This is a genomic window from Micromonospora sp. CV4 (assembly GCF_003667455.1).
Lineage (GTDB): Bacteria > Actinomycetota > Actinomycetes > Mycobacteriales > Micromonosporaceae > Micromonospora.
Window position 1 is genome coordinate 1 of the sequence record NZ_RCVI01000262.1, and the last position, 14,607, is coordinate 14,607.

Sequence of the window (14,607 nt, forward strand, 5' to 3'; positions counted from 1 at the left end):
ACTCGACCGGCAGGTTGAAGTGCTGCATCACACCGGGCAGGTCACAGAAACGAACGTCGACGAACTTCACGTCCTCGTTCTTGAGGTACCGCAGCAGTTCCTCGGAATTGGCGAACACACGTCCTCCCGGAAGGCGTAGTCCGATCAGGGGACAGCCCGGTGGCCGTGCCCAACCCGGCCGGCGCATCCATGCCCCGACCGTACGACGACTCGCCGGACCAGCGCCGCCCATCCGCCCATCCGCCCGGCCGGCTGCCCGGCCGTCCGGATTTCGGCTGCGGGGGAGCGGGTGGCCGGGACGCGCGGGCGGGTGCGGGAGCGTGCATGCGACGGAGCACACCGGGTACGCCGCTGCGGCCCTACAGCCAGCGGGGTTTCAGGCCTGACCGCTTCCAGCGCAGCCGAGGAGCACCGACATGGGTATCGCGGGGCGGGCACGACTCTCGCCGGGCACCTCACTGGTGCTGCTCGCGTCGATCCTCGTGTCGTTCCTGGCCGCGTCGGCGGCCCCCACCCCGCTGTACGGGATCTACCAGGAGCGCTGGCACTTCTCGCCGGTGACGACCACGGTGGTGTTCGCCGTCTACGCGCTCGCGGTGCTGGCGTCCCTGCTCACGTTCGGCAAGTTGTCCGATCACGTCGGCCGGCGTCCGGTCCTGGCCGTCGCGATCGTGGTGCAGATGCTCTCGCTGGTCGTCTTCGTCTTCGCCAACGGCGTACCCACGCTGCTGGCCGCCCGTCTCGTGCAGGGCCTGGCGGCCGGCGCCGCCACCGGTGCCATCGGTGCCGCCATGCTCGACATCGACCGCGCCCGCGGCACGCTCGCGAACTCGATCGCCCCGGGCATCGGGACCGGTAGCGGCGCGCTGCTCTCGGCGCTGCTCATCCAGTTCCTGCCCGCGCCGACCCAGCTGGTGTACGTCGTCCTTCTCGTGATTCTGCTGCTCCAGGCGCTCGGGGTCGCGCTGATGCCGGAGACCGTCACGCGGATGGCGGGAGCGCGGCGCAGCCTGCGTCCGGACATCAACCTGCCCCGCTCGGTGCGCGGGCCGATGCTGGTGGTCGTTCCGGTGCTGTTCGCGGTCTGGGCGCTGGCCGGCTTCTTCGGGGCGCTCGGCCCGGCGCTCGTGCGCGCCCTCATGAACACGTCGATCGTGGTCGGCGGTCTGGTCCTCTTCGTCTTCGCCCTCTTCGGGTCGATCGCCGTCCTGTTGCTGCGGAACACCGCCGCGCGGACCGTGATCCTGACCGGGATCGCCGCGCTGATCCTGGGCATGGTCGTCACGTTGGTGTCGACCATGGCCGAGTCCGTTCCCGGGTTCTTCGTCGGGCTCGCGCTCGGGGGCGTCGGCTTCGGCGCCGGTTTCCAGGGCAGCCTCAAGACCGTCATGCCGCTGGTCGAGGCGCACGAACGCTCCAGCGTGCTGTCCGTGCTCTACGTCGTCTGCTACGTCGGCTTCGGCCTTCCCACCGTGATCGCCGGCTTCCTCGTGGTCTACGCCGGCGGCGTGCCCCGGACCGCCGACGAGTACTCCGTCGCCGTCATCCTCCTCGCCCTCATCGCTCTGCTCGGAGTGCGCAGGGCGACGAGGATGTCGCCCGGCTGATGCCGGGAACGAGGCACCCGGGCGGGGCGCAGCCAGTAGCGTGGTGATCGAGCCGACGTCGCTCGTGGGAGCGCTGGCTTGCGCGCTGACGGCGCCGCACTCGATCCAGGGAGGCCGCGATGAGCCCGAAGGATGCCCAGCGCGACGCGAGTGGGACGTCGAGCGTCGAGAACCTCGACGTGAAGCTCGAGGTGATCGTCATCCCGGTGTCGGATGTCGACCGCGCGAAGGAGTACTACGAGCGGCTCGGGTGGCGGCTCGACCAGACACCTCCTGGCATCGTCCAGTTCACGCCGCACGGCTCGTGGTGCTCGGTGCAGTTCGGCTCGGAGTTGACCTCGGCGGCGCCCGGCTCGGCCAAGGCGTACCTGATCGTGTCCGACGTCGAGGCGGCCCGCAACGCCCTGGTCTCGGCCGGTGTCGAGGTGAGCGACATCTTCCACGTCGGCCCGAAGGGCCCGGTCGACGGGCTGGATCCCGAGCGGCGCAGCTACTTCTCCCGCGCCACGTTCCGCGATCCGGACGGCAACACCTGGCTGATGCAGGAGATCACGACCAGGCTTCCCGGGCGCGTCGAGGGCGGCGTGACGTCGTTCGGCTCCGCGACCGACCTGGCGAGCGCGCTCCGACGCGCGGCCGCCGCCCACGGCGAGCACGAGGAGCGCACCGGCGAGCGGGACGAGAACTGGCCCGACTGGTACGCGGCGTACATGGCGAGCGAGCAGTCCGGGGAGAAGCCGCCCGAGTGACGACGCGAGGCGTCGGGTCGGGTCGGTCGCTGGTGACGCCCCTCACGAACGCCCGGTGTCACAGCAGGTGACCCGTCGGCGTCTTGTGGGCGACGCAGGCGGGATCGGAGCGACAGGAGTGACGCATGGTCGGCGCAATTCCGGACGCTGGAAACGCAGTCCCGAGGCAGGACCGCGGACCCGACCCCGCTACCGACGCGTTCATCACCCACCGAAACCTGCTCTTCACCGTCGCCTACGAGATGCTCGGGTCGGCCGCCGACGCCGAGGACGTCCTCCAGGAGACCTGGCTACGGTGGGCGGACGTCGATCTGGAGACGGTGCGGGACCAGCGGGCGTACCTGGTCCGGATCGCCACCCGACAGTCACTCAGCCGGCTGCGTACGCTCGGCCGCCGCAAGGAGTCCTACGTCGGCTCCTGGCTGCCCGAGCCGCTGCTGACCACGCCCGACGTCGCCGAGGACGTCGAGCTGGCCGAGAGCGTCTCGATGGCGATGCTGCTGGTGCTGGAGACGCTCGCGCCGACCGAGCGGGCGGTGTTCGTCCTGCGCGACGTGTTCGATGTGGGCTACGACGAGATCGCCGAGGCCGTCTCGAAGAGCCCGGCTGCGGTCCGCCAGATAGCGCACCGGGCACGGGTGCACGTGGCGGCGCGCCGGCCGCGCGGGGTGGTCACCCCGGCCGAGACCCGGGGTGCGCTCGAGGCGTTCCGGCGGGCGGTCGAGACCGGCGACGTGCAGGGCCTGCTCGACATCCTCGCCCCGGACGTCGTGCTCGTGGGTGACGGCGGTGGTGTCCGGCAGGCGCTGCTGCGGCCCGTCGCCGGCGCCGGCAAGGTGGCGCGCCTGCTGGCCAGCCGGAAGGTCAGGATCGCTGCCATGTCGCTGGAGCCGGCCCACGTCAACGGCTACCCGGCGCTGACTCTCCGGCTGGACGGCCAGATCGACACGGTCGTCGCGGTACGCATCGACGAGGGCCTCATCACCGGCCTCTACGCCGTGCGCAATCCCGAGAAGCTGTCCCACATGCGGGGTGCGACCGCCCTGCGGCGCTGAGCCGGCGGCCCGCGAAAGAATCCCGCCGTCCCGGACATCCAGCGTCGTCCCCGCGCCCGTGGTCGCGGGCCGGGCCGACGGATCCGCCGGTTACCGTTGCCGGTGTGCGGGCGGCGGAGTCGGGCGAGACGATCGGGTTCTCGGTGCTCGGCTCGATCAGGGTCGTCCGCGCCGGCGCCGAGCTGCACCTGGGTGCCCGCCAGCAGCGCCTGGTGCTCGCGTTGCTGTTGGCCCGGGCCGGTGCACCGGTCTCCCTGGCCGAGCTGGTTGACCTGCTCTGGGACGAGGAGGCCCCGCGCAGCGCCGCGAACGTCGTACACCGGCACGTCGGGGTGCTCCGGCGGCTGCTCGAACCCGGCCTGCCCACCCGGTCGGCGGGCCGGCACATCCTCCGCGAGCTGTCGGGCTATCGGCTGCGCGCCGACGAGGAGTCCCTCGACCTGCTGAGGTTCCGGTCGCTGCACCGGCGGGCGGGGCGCAGCCTCCAGGACGGCGATCCGGAGTCGGCGCTGCGGCATTCCCTCGACGGGCTGCGGCTGTGGCGCGGCCGGTGCGCCGCGGGCCTGGAACCGGCCTCCCGCCTGCATCCCGCGTTCCTCGCGGTGGAGGCCGAACGCGCCGAAGCCGTGCGCGAGGCCGCCGACGCCGCCGAGCGCTGCGGCCGGATGAGCGCGGTGCTGGCGCCGTTGCGGCAGGCAGCCGAGCAGCACCCGCTCGACGAGTCGCTGCAGAGTCGGCTGCTGCTGGCGCTCGCCGCCGACGGCCGCCAGGCCGAAGCCGTGGAGATGTACCGGGTGGTGCGTCGCCGGCTCGCCGACGACCTCGGCATCGATCCGGGCGAGGAGCTGCGCGAGGCGTACGACCGGCTGCTGCACCAGCGCACCCGGCCGGCGCGTACCCCGGTGTCGTCGCCACTGCCCCGGCCCGCGCAGCTGCCCCCGGACCTGGCCTTCTTCACCGGCCGGGACGACCTCATCGCCGAGGCCCGCGCGGCGGTCGCCCGACCGGGCGGGCCGGCGGTGCTCGCCATCGACGGCATGCCCGGGATCGGCAAGACCGCTCTCGCCGTCCACCTCGCCCACCGGTTCGCCGTCGACTACCCGGACGGGCAGCTCTACGTCGACCTGCGCGGATACGACGGGCGAGAGCGGGCCATGAGCCCGTCCGAGGCGCTGCGCGGCTTCCTCGGCGCGCTCGGGATGTCCCAGGAGAGCATTCCGGCCGAGCTGCACGCCCAGGCAGGCATGTATCGGAGCAGCCTCGCCGGCCGACGCCTGCTGATCCTGCTCGACAACTGTCGGGACGCCGAGCAGATCCGGCACCTGCTGCCGGGCAGCCCCGGCTGTCTGGTGATCGTCACCAGCCGCAGCCGGCTCAGCACCCTGCTGACCATGGCCGGCGCCCACCCGTTGCCGGTCGGCCTGCCGAGCGTCGACGAGGCCCGCGCGGCGCTCCGGAAGCCCCTCGGCGCCGGCCGCGTCGCGGCGGACCCGGCCGCGATCGACGCCATCATCGCCAGCTGTGGCCGGCTGCCGCTCGCGCTGGCCGTGGTGGCCGCCCGCGCGGCGAGCCTGCCGCAGACACCAACGGCGCAGATCGCCGCCGAGCTGGCCCAGACGCCGGAGAGCCTGGACGGTTTCGACGGCGACGACCCGCGGACCGGCCTGCGTGCCGTCTTCTCCTGGTCCTACCAGGCGCTCTCCGCCGCGGCCGCCCGGCTCTTCCGGCTGCTGCCGATCCATCCCGGCCCCGACATCTCGATCGCCGGCGCGGCGGGCCTGGCCGGCGTCCCACTGCGCAGCGCCCGGGCACTGCTCGGCGAGCTGAGCCGCGCGCACCTGATCAGCGAGGACGTGCCGGGCCGATACCGCACCCACGACCTGCTGCTGGCCTATGCAACGGAGGTCGGTGAGGAGAACGACGACCCGGCCGAGCGGGCTGCCGCGGAGCTGCGCTGCCTGGAGTTCTACCGGGCCACCAGCTATCAGGCGCACCGACGGTTGTTGACCTCCGAGCACCACCCGATGATCGAGCCGGGGCCGGCCGAGACCCCGCTGAGCTTCGCCGGCCACGGCGACGCCATGCGCTGGTTCACCGCCGAGCGGCAGGTCCTGATCACGCTGGTCGGCCGGGCCGCCCGGCAGGGCCGGCACACCGAGGCCTGGCAGCTCGCCCTGGGCATGCAGCAGTTCTTCGATTTCAGCGGCCGGTGGGCCGACTGGACGACGACCGGCGTGGTGGCCCTTGCGGCCGCCCGGGCGGGCGGCGACCTGGTCGGACAGGCCCGGATGCACCGCAGCCTGGCCGGCGCGGCCTACTTCCGGCACGAGCACGACATCGCGGTCGGGCATCTCGATCAGGCGGTCGAGCTGCTCGCCCGGCTGGGCCTGTACGAGGAGATGACCCGGGCGAGGATCAACCGGGCGATGATTCTGAGTGCCCAGGGCCGACATGAGGAGGTCGTCCGGGCGCTGTCGGGGGCGTTGGGGCCAGGGACGGCCGGAGACGACAGACTGCTCGCGGACGTCCTAGTGATCATCGCGGCGAGCTACGTCGAACTGGGCCGGGAGCACGAGGCCGTGCGCTGCGCCGAGCAGGCGATGGAGCTGTCGCGCGCGGCGCGCTACCGGCTGGGCATCGCCGAGGCGTGGGAGGTGTTCGGCCGGGTGCACTCCGCCCGACGGGAGCTCGGCGAGGCGGTCGACTGCTGGCGTGCGGCGGCCGTCGCCTACCAGGAGGCCTCGGCCTCGGCGCCGGCCGCGGAGGTGCTGGCGCTGCTCGGCGACGCCCTCGCCGCCGCCGGCGACCAGGACGCCGCGGTGCGGGCGTGGCAGGAGGCGCAGGCCCTCATCCCGTACGCGCAGACCCGCACCGGGCGGCGGCTGGCCAGCCTGCTCGCGGCGGTCACGTCCCGTCCGTGACCGATGGCGTTCGGCGACGGCACTCGATTCGCACTTACGCGTCAGTCCATTCGCATCGCTCGTCCCTAGGCTCGTGCCGCATTCACCGTTGCTCCTGCCTGTGGGGGAGATGCCGTGCTGCGGGCACCCGAAGAATCACCGGCCGGCCGGGCCGAGCGCATGACCGCGCTGCACGCGGGCCACGCCCGTGCCGTGCTGCGCCTCCTGCTGGTGCTGACCCGCGGCCAGCGGCAGACCGCCGAGGATCTGCTCCAGGAGACGATGCTGCGGGCCTGGCGGCACCTCGACTCGGTGCCGGCCGAGCCCGAATCGGCCCGTCGATGGCTCGTCGCCGTCGCCCGGCGGCTCGTCATCGACGGCGTCCGGCTGCGCAGGGGCCGCCCGGCCGAGGTTTATCTCGTCGACATGACCTGGATTCCCGCTCGTGACGACACCACCGGCGCCGCGCTCGCGTCGTACGCGATCCGGCACGCGCTCGGCCGGTTGAGCCCGGCGCAGCGCAGTCTGCTCTCCGAGGTGTACCTGGTGGGGCGGTCACCGGAGGAGGTGGCGGGCCGGCTGGGAGTGCCGATCGGCACGGTGAAGTCCCGGACCCACTACGCGCTGCGCGCCCTGCGCACCGGCCTGGACGCGGCCTGAGCAGGGACGGCTCCACGACCCGACAGCCCGGCTCCTGAGCGGAAGCTCACACTGCCGCGACACGCGCCGTCTCGCGGTGGGAGCCCTGCCATGCTCTGGCGATCGTGGTAACCAGCCCCAGACGGATCGCCGCACCATGACCCGCACGCTCTCCTTCGCCGTCCTCGGCCCGGTGCGGGCCTGGCGTGGTTCGTCCGAGATCGACCTGGGCACCCGGCAGCAGCGGCTGATCCTGGCGTTGCTGCTCGCCCGGGCCGGCGGCGCGGTCAGCGTCGCCGAGTTGGTCGACCTGCTGTGGGAAGCCGACCCTCCGCCCAGCGCGGTCAATGTGGTGCACCGGCACGTCGGGATGCTCCGGCGGCGCTTCGAGCCGGGTCTGCCGACGCGGGCGGCGGGCTCGGTACTGATCCGTGACGGCGCCGAGTACCGGCTGCGGATCGACGGGGAGTCCCTCGACCTGCTGCGTTTCCGGCGTCTGGTCGCCCGGGCCGGCGGCAGCTCCGGCGAGCCGGCCGTGGAGCTCTACCGGGAGGCGTTGGCGCTGTGGCGTGACCGGTGCGCCTCGGGTCTGCAGGCCGGCGGCCGGGCCCACCCGGAGTTCGTCGCCGTCGACGGCGAGCGCTTCGCGGCAGCCCGCGCCGCGACCGACGCCGCGCTGCGGGCCGGATGCGTCCACGCGGTGCTGCCCGCGATCCGGCTCGCCGCCGAATACGAGCCGCTGGACGAGGCACTGCAGGCGCGCCTGCTGCTCGCGCTCGCCGCGGACGGGCGGCGGGCCGAGGCCCTCGCGGCGTATGCCGACATCGAGTACCGGCTCGCCGACGAGCTCGGCATCCAGCCGGGCGGTGACCTGCGTGCGGCCCGGGACAGCCTGTTCGACCACGACGCGTCGACCGACGGCTTCCGGTCGCGGCGCGGCGTCGGAGGCGCCGCGCTGGAGGTGTCGCGGTCCACCGGGGCCGAGCCGCCGGCGCAGTTGCCGGCCGACCACCCCTACTTCGTTGGTCGGCACAGCGTCGTGGCCGCCGCGAAGGAGCTGCTGGCCGGCGACCGGCCAGCCACCGCGCTGGTCATCGACGGAATGCCCGGCGTCGGGAAGACGACCTTCGCCGTGCATCTGGCCCATCAGCTGGCCGCACGCTACCCCGACGGGCAGCTGCACGCGGACCTGCGCGGTTTCGACTCCGGCGACTCGGTGATGACACCGGCGGAGGCGTTGCGCGGCTTCCTGTGGTCCCTCGGGGTGGCGCCGGCCGCCATCCCGGCCGAACTGCACGCCCAGGCCGGCCTCTACCGCAGCATCCTGGCCGAGCGCCGGATGCTGATCCTGCTCGACAACTGCCGTGACTGGGACCAGATCCGGCATCTGCTACCCGGCACCGGCGGCAGTCTCGTCATCGCCACCAGCCGCCGCCGGATCACCGGTGTCGCCGGCCCGGCGGGCACCCACCCGCTCCACCTCGACCTGCTGACCGATGCCGAGGCCCGGGAGTTGCTCACCCGACGACTCGGCGACGCGGCGGCAGTCGACCCGGACGCCGTCAACGAGATCATCGCGCGGTGCGGCCGGCTGCCGCTGGCCCTGGCGTTGGTCGCCACCCGCAGCGTCGGCCGGCCCGGACTCAGCCTGCCCGCGGTCGCCGGTGAGCTGGCCGAGGCCGACGGCCGGCTGGCCGGCTTCGGGGACGGGCACGCCGACCTGGAGTCGATCTTCTCCTGGTCCTACCGCGCGCTGACCCCCGAGGCGGGCCGGCTCTTCCGGCTGCTCCCGTTGCACCCGGCCGGAGGGCTGAGCACGGAAGCCGCCGCCGCTCTGGGCGGCCTGTCCCTGCGCTCCGCCCGCGGCCTGCTCGCCGAGCTCGGGGCGCAACTGCTGGTTGTGCCCGTCGACGGCCGGTGGGGAATGCACGATCTGCTGCGTGCCTATGCCGTCGAGCTCGGGGAGGAGCACGACGACGCGGCCGAGCGGGACGCCGCCGTCGAGCGGGTCCACGACCACTACCAGCTCAGCGCGTACGCGGCGCACCTGCCCTTGCTGCCGCAGGTGCCGCTGGCGCGGCCGGAGCCGTCCGGGCGCGGAATCACCGGGCGTGGGTTCACCGATCGTGCGGACGCGATGGCCTGGTTCGCCGCCGAGCAACGGGTGCTGACCGACATCGTGGCGCGGGCCACGGAGCGCGGACGGCCTCGCGCGGCGTGGCAGATCGCATTGGCCATGCAGAACTTCTTCCAGGACACCGCGCAGTTCACGCAGTGGGCGGAAGTGGTGAGCGCCGGGCTCGCGACGGCCGGGGACGACCCCGCCGCTCGGGCGCTGCTGCACCGCAGCCTCGCCGGCGCCTGCTACTTCCTGGCTGATCTCGACCGCGGGCTGTCCCACCTGGAGCACGCCCGGGCGCTCTTCGACCGGCTCGGTCGGCGCGCCGAGCAGGGCCACGTGGAGAACAACATCGCCGAGATCCGGTTGGACCAGCGGCGCTACCCCGAGGCGATCCGGCACGCCGAGGCCGCGCGGAAACTCTTCCGCGCCGAGGGCAACGTGCGGGGAGCCACCAACGCGCTGCTGGTCATCGCCCGGGCACAGGGCTGGCTGGGCAGGCACGGCACGGCGCTGGTCATGTTCGTCGAGGCGCGACGGCAGTTCGAGGCCCTCGGAGACCTGCACGGATTGGGCACCACCCAGACCTGGCTGGCGCACACGTACTCGATGATCGACGATCTCCCGCACGCGATGGCGACCTGGCAGCAGGCGATCGACACCTTCCGCGGCGCCCGGGCCCCCCACCACACCGCGGAGGTGCTCGTCGCCATCGGCGACTTCCACTCCGCCAACGGCGACCCGGCGCTGGCCGGGCGGGCGTGGAGCGAGGCCCTCGCCGAGCTCGACGGAACGGACTCGCCGATGGCCCGGCGGATCCGCGACCGGCTGCTCTGGCACCGGTGACCCGGACGCGGCGCCGGTGCGGCGCCGCGTCCGGGTCGTCAGCCTCAGTACCGGTAGGCGCGGATCACGGTCTGCTTGACCGTGTTGCCGCTGGTGTCCTTCGCGGCGGAGCGCAGCGAGACGAAGCCGGTGCCGGCCGGGTTGTGCACCCAGGCGACCGCCTTCTCGCCGGACCGCAGCACGGACAGCTTCCGCCAGGTCCGGCCGTCGTCGAAGGACGCCTCGACGGTCAGGCTCGTGGTCCGGCCCGGCGCCGCACCGACCTGACGGTCGAGCGAGATCGGGAGCGCGAACAGCCGGCCGGCCGGCGCCTTGTTGTCGATGTCGAGCTCCGGGGTGTACCGGATCGCCGTCATCGGCAGCTTCACCAGGTCGCCGTCCGGCACGTGCCCGGACTTGAAGGTCCACTCGGCGTCGACCACGGTCGACAGGGTGAAGGCCGGGTCGCTGCGGAAGGTCGCGGCCAGCCGGTAGTCACCCTTCGCCGCGGGCACGTCCCACGTCCAGGGCGTCTGGTTCGCGTCGCCGATCTTGACCCCGTTGCGGTACAGGTCCACCTGCACGCTGCCGCCGACGATGTGCCGGAAGCCCATGTGCCCGGCGCCGTCGCCGTGCAGCGGCCCCGGACCGCCCATCGTGTCGCCCCAGTAGCGGGTGGCGAACTGCTGGCCGAAGTTCGGCTCCGGGAAGACCGGGCCGATCACGCCGTTGGCCCACTTCACGGTGTACGTGCGCCCAGGCTTGTAGCTGGTCCACGGCGACTGGTAGTACGTGTACCCCTGCTGGGCCGAGGTCGACTGCCAGACCGCCTTCTTGTCCTGGTTGTAGTACTCCGTGATGGTGTTCGGCACGTCGTAGGTGAAGCTCGGCGGAGTCTGGCGGCCGTCGTTCGACCGGCTGATCGGCGAGTTGTTGGGGGCGTGCGCCACCGCGAGCCGTGCCACCGGCACGTCGGCCACGTCCGCGCTGATCCGGGAGCGGACCGTGGCGAAGTCGCCCGCGCGCAGCTTGCGGGTCAGACCGTTCATCATCTTCTCGGGCTCGTAGAAGTAGACCCGGTAGACGTACGGGCTGTTGTGCAGGCTGCCGTCCTGGGCGACCTGGCCCCACATGCCGTTGACGTAGGAGACGAAGCCGGGCGTCTTACCGGATCCGATCTGCGCGGTCCGCACGTGGTCGAACGGAACGTTCATCAGCACGCCGTACGGGTCGTTGCTGCCCCAGATCTGCGGCTGCTCGGTCCGGATCGTCCAGCCGGACTCCTGAAAGACCGCGGTGGCCTTCGGGTTCGGCACCGACACCGCGATCGGCTTCGCCAGGCGGGTGTCCACGGTGAGCGCCTGGTCCCTGCTCAGGTCGAGGCTCGGGCGCACCAGCGACGTGATCTGCGGGCCGTTCGGGTCGCCCGTCTGCAGGTAGGTCTGCACCAGGTAGCGGCCCGCGCGGACGCGGTGCGTGGCAACCGTGGGGTCGTCGAGCACCAGGAGGGTCTGCCGGTCCAGGTCGGTCAGGACGGTCACCCAGCCCTGGTCGGCCCGGGGCGCTCCGCCGTCCGGCCCGATGAGCTTGAGGGTCAGCTGGCGGCGGGCGATGTCGAGCGCGACCGGGGTCTGCACCTGCGTACCGCCGCCGGTGGCGGTCAGCTCACCACCGAAGTAGCGGTCGGGCAGGTTGGCGCCGGCCTGCGCGGTGACGGTCACGGTGGCCGTGCCGCCGGCCGGAACCGTCACCGAGGAGGCGCTGAGGCTGAACAGGCCCGCCGGCGCCGGGGCGCCGTCCGCGTCCTTGGCGTCGAGGGCGACGGCCAGGGTGCGGGCGGACGTGCCGCTGTTCGCGTACGTGACGGTGCGCGTCTGCGCGGCGGTGGTCCGCTCGAAGGCGACGCCGACCGGGCTCGCCGTGACGGTCTGCTGGATCGCCCGGGCGACGTCGAGGAAGCCCGCGCCCTGCTCGTAGACGCCGATGGCGGTGTTCGGCTGCGCGGCCGACATCAGCGTCGACTTGATCCGCTCCGGCGCCCAGTCCGGGTGCTGCTGGGTCAGGATCGCCGCCGCGCCGGCCACGTGCGGAGTCGCCATCGAGGTGCCGTTCATGCTGGTGTACTGCGGGTTCTCGTCGTCCGGCCACAGGTCGGAGGTCGAGCTGCGGGCGGCGACGATGCCGACGCCGGGCGCGGTGATGTCCGGCTTGATGCCGGCGTCGCCCGCACGCGGGCCCCGGCTGGAAAACTCGGCCAGCTCGCCCGTCTTGGTCACGGCCCCGACGGTCAGCGCCTCGTCCACGCTGCCGGGGGAGTCCACGGTGGACTCGCCGCCCGCGCCGTCGTTGCCGGCGGCGACGACGAAGAGCACGCCGTAGCGGTGGGTGAGGTCGGCCAGGGCCGCCTCGATCGGGTCGGTCCCCGCGCTGTCCGGGCCGCCGAGGCTCATGTTGGCGACCTTGACGCCCTGCTGCGCCACCCACGTCATGCCGGCCAGGATCGCCGACTCCGGGCAGCCCTCCTGGACGCAGACCTTGGCGCTGTAGAGGGACGCGCCGGGCGCCATGCCCTTGTACCGGCCCTGCGAGGCGTCCCCGCCGCCGGCGATCGTGGAGGCGACGTGGGTGCCGTGGCCGACCCGGTCGAGGGCGTCCGGGTCGGCGGTGAAGTTCTCCGCGGCGGCGACGCGGCCGGTCAGGTCGGGGTGGGTCTGGTCGACGCCGGTGTCGATCACGCCGACCTTCACCCCCGTTCCCGTCCAGCCGGCCTGCCAGGCCTGCGGCGCGCCGGTCAGCGGGACGCTGACGTCGAGGGAGGGCTGGCGCAGCCCGTCGAGCCAGATCTTGTCGAACCCGGGCCGCAGCTGCCGTTCGGTGCCACTGGCGGCGGTGAGGCTGTTCCAGAAGGACACCGCGTCGGCGCGGCTCTCCGCGACGGCGCTCGCCCCGGTGAGCTCCCGGGTGGTCCGGGCTCCGGCGAGACCGGCGGGGGTGGCGCCGCCGTGCTGGACGATGAGCGGCAGGCTGGCCCGGGTGTCGTCGTAGCCGAAGCGGACCAGCGTCGAGAGGTCGAAGAGCCGCTCGTCGAGCTTGCCCCGGTTGAGCAGGCCGACGGCGTCGGCGGGGATGACCCGCACGTCCTCGCCGGCGCTGTGGGTGATGAACGGGATCCGTTCCCGTCCCTTGCCCGGCACGACGTCGACAGCCGTCTGACCGTCCACCGTGCTGAGGTGGACGGTGTCGCCGGTGAGCAGAGTGACCGTCCGGGGCTTGGACGCGACCGTGGGTGTGGTCGCCGGCTTCGCGGCGCGGGGTTGCGCCGAGGCCGGCACACCACCCGGAGCCACCGCCGAGACGCCCAGCACCACCAGTGCCAGCGCCGATAACTTGCGAACTGAAGGCATCATGCTCCCTGGATGAACTCGAGAGGTATCCAGGTGTTCCGGACGTGACCGACGGGTGAAAGTTCATCCCGAGTGACGTGGATCACTATCGCTGGGCACCTCGGCGGGAGGTCGGCGTAGGCACGTCCGACCTCCCGCCGAGAAGCACCGGGTCCTCAGCTCACCGCCTGCCGCACCAGCGCGGCGATCCGCGCCTCGTCGTCGGCCGTCAGCTCGGTCAGCGCGAAGTAGCACGACCACATGGTGCCCTCGTCGAGGTTCGCCTGGTCACTGAAGCCGAGCGTCGCGTACCGCGTCTTGAACTTCGCCGCGCTCTGGAAGAAGCAGACCACCTTGCCGTCGCGGGCGTACGCCGGCATGCCGTACCAGAGCTTCGGGGTGAGGACCGGCGCGTTCGCCTTGATCACGGCGTGCAGCCGCTCGGCGATCAGCCGGTCGGGCTCGGCCATCTCGGCGATCTTCGCGAGCACGTCGGGCTCCGTGTCGGCCTTGGCGCCCCGCCGGGCGCGCGTCTTCAGCTCCTTGGCGCGCTCCTTCATCGCGCCGCGCTCCTCCTCGGTGAAGCCGTCGTACTGCTCGCCGTTGGCGGTGGTGGTCTTCGTCGTGGTCGACATGTCAGATGTCCTCTCGGTGATCGTGGCGTCGGGTGGTACTGGTCGGTGAAGCGGTCACGGGTCAGGGACCGGTCACCACGCGCCCGCCTGCTGACGGGTCGGCGCGTTGAGCCGGTTGAAGGCGTTGGTGATGGCGATGTTGAGCAGCAGCGCGGCCAACTCCTTCTGGTCGAAGTGCTTGGCGGCCAGGTCCCACAGCTCGTCCGGCACCGGGTCCGGCCGGTCCGCGAGCCGCGTCACGGCCTCGGTCAGCGCCAGCGCGGCGCGCTCCTCGTCGCTGAACCAGGGCGTCTCCCGCCACGCGGCGACGGCGTGCACCTGGTCGGCGGTCGCACCGTGCTGACGGGCCTGGTGGGCGCCGCCGGCCACACACGGGCCGCAGCCGTTGATCTGGCTGGCCCGCAGGTGGCTCAGCGCCAGCAGCCTGCCGTCCAGCCCGCCGCCCGCGACCGCCCTGTTGACGGCCATCAGGGCCTCCATCGCGTCGGGGAGCAGAACCGCCGGGTTCGGCATGCGCTCGGTCGACATCGCTTCTCCTTCGTCTTCGTCGTCCGTGTTCCTGACGGGAGTCATCCGACCACCGGCGTGCCGAAGCACGCGCGGTCCGTGGGACACCGTGGGACACGAAGACCCCTGTCCAGCAGGGCAGACGCAGCGCCGATCCGCTCGCGCGGGCCGGGACGGTACGGTGTTGC

At 72.8% G+C, this 14,607-nt stretch carries 10 protein-coding genes; 6 read left to right on the top strand and 4 right to left on the bottom strand.

The features are described from left to right. A partial coding sequence (locus EAD98_RS31570; RefSeq protein ID WP_233579239.1) for a glutamine synthetase occupies window positions 1-118 on the bottom strand: 118 nt, incomplete at its 3' end. A 298-nt stretch (window positions 119-416) separates the two neighbouring features. On the opposite strand from EAD98_RS31570, the gene EAD98_RS15585 reads away from it, so the two are divergent. The 6 genes from EAD98_RS15585 to EAD98_RS15610 all read left to right on the top strand — a co-directional run bounded on the left by EAD98_RS15585 (window position 417) and on the right by EAD98_RS15610 (window position 9,915). Next, a complete protein-coding gene (locus EAD98_RS15585) occupies window positions 417-1,607 on the top strand; it encodes an MFS transporter (protein WP_199723420.1) in 1,191 nt (396 codons plus the stop codon). 119 nt (window positions 1,608-1,726) lie between these two features. After that, a complete protein-coding gene (locus tag EAD98_RS15590; protein ID WP_121654784.1) occupies window positions 1,727-2,356 on the top strand; it encodes a VOC family protein in 630 nt (209 codons plus the stop codon). Between the two features lie 125 nt (window positions 2,357-2,481). Beyond that, window positions 2,482-3,411, top strand: coding sequence for an RNA polymerase sigma-70 factor (locus EAD98_RS15595; protein ID WP_121654785.1), 930 nt, complete (start codon window positions 2,482-2,484; stop codon window positions 3,409-3,411). Window positions 3,412-3,515: 104 nt separating this feature from the next. Next, window positions 3,516-6,332, top strand: coding sequence for a BTAD domain-containing putative transcriptional regulator (locus EAD98_RS15600; RefSeq protein WP_121654786.1), 2,817 nt, complete (start codon window positions 3,516-3,518; stop codon window positions 6,330-6,332). A 114-nt stretch (window positions 6,333-6,446) separates the two neighbouring features. Beyond that, window positions 6,447-6,971, top strand: coding sequence for a sigma-70 family RNA polymerase sigma factor (locus EAD98_RS15605; protein WP_199723421.1), 525 nt, complete (start codon window positions 6,447-6,449; stop codon window positions 6,969-6,971). 136 nt (window positions 6,972-7,107) lie between these two features. Further along, window positions 7,108-9,915, top strand: coding sequence for a BTAD domain-containing putative transcriptional regulator (locus EAD98_RS15610; RefSeq protein ID WP_121654788.1), 2,808 nt, complete (start codon window positions 7,108-7,110; stop codon window positions 9,913-9,915). Between the two features lie 44 nt (window positions 9,916-9,959). On the opposite strand, the gene EAD98_RS15615 is transcribed toward EAD98_RS15610, so the two are convergent. The 3 genes from EAD98_RS15615 to EAD98_RS15625 form a co-directional block, all read right to left on the bottom strand. Continuing rightward, on the bottom strand, window positions 9,960-13,298 hold the full coding sequence (locus EAD98_RS15615; RefSeq protein ID WP_121654831.1) for a S8 family serine peptidase: 3,339 nt from the start codon (window positions 13,296-13,298) through the stop codon (window positions 9,960-9,962). Window positions 13,299-13,453: 155 nt separating this feature from the next. Next, window positions 13,454-13,912, bottom strand: coding sequence for an iron chaperone (locus EAD98_RS15620; RefSeq protein ID WP_121654789.1), 459 nt, complete (start codon window positions 13,910-13,912; stop codon window positions 13,454-13,456). 72 nt (window positions 13,913-13,984) lie between these two features. Next, window positions 13,985-14,440, bottom strand: a complete 456-nt coding sequence (locus tag EAD98_RS15625; protein WP_121654790.1) for a carboxymuconolactone decarboxylase family protein — start codon at window positions 14,438-14,440, stop codon at window positions 13,985-13,987. Between the last annotated feature and the right edge of the window lie 167 nt (window positions 14,441-14,607).

Excerpts from the sequence above, each read along its gene's own strand:
- EAD98_RS15585 (WP_199723420.1), top strand. The coding sequence starts at position 417 with ATGGGTATCGCGGGGCGGGCACGACTCTCGCCGGGCACCTCACTGGTG.
- EAD98_RS15590 (WP_121654784.1), top strand. The coding sequence starts at position 1,727 with ATGAGCCCGAAGGATGCCCAGCGCGACGCGAGTGGGACGTCGAGCGTC.
- EAD98_RS15595 (WP_121654785.1), top strand. The coding sequence starts at position 2,482 with ATGGTCGGCGCAATTCCGGACGCTGGAAACGCAGTCCCGAGGCAGGAC.
- EAD98_RS15610 (WP_121654788.1), top strand. The coding sequence starts at position 7,108 with ATGACCCGCACGCTCTCCTTCGCCGTCCTCGGCCCGGTGCGGGCCTGG.
- EAD98_RS15615 (WP_121654831.1), bottom strand. The coding sequence starts at position 13,298 with ATGCCTTCAGTTCGCAAGTTATCGGCGCTGGCACTGGTGGTGCTGGGC.
- EAD98_RS15620 (WP_121654789.1), bottom strand. The coding sequence starts at position 13,912 with ATGTCGACCACGACGAAGACCACCACCGCCAACGGCGAGCAGTACGAC.
- EAD98_RS15625 (WP_121654790.1), bottom strand. The coding sequence starts at position 14,440 with ATGTCGACCGAGCGCATGCCGAACCCGGCGGTTCTGCTCCCCGACGCG.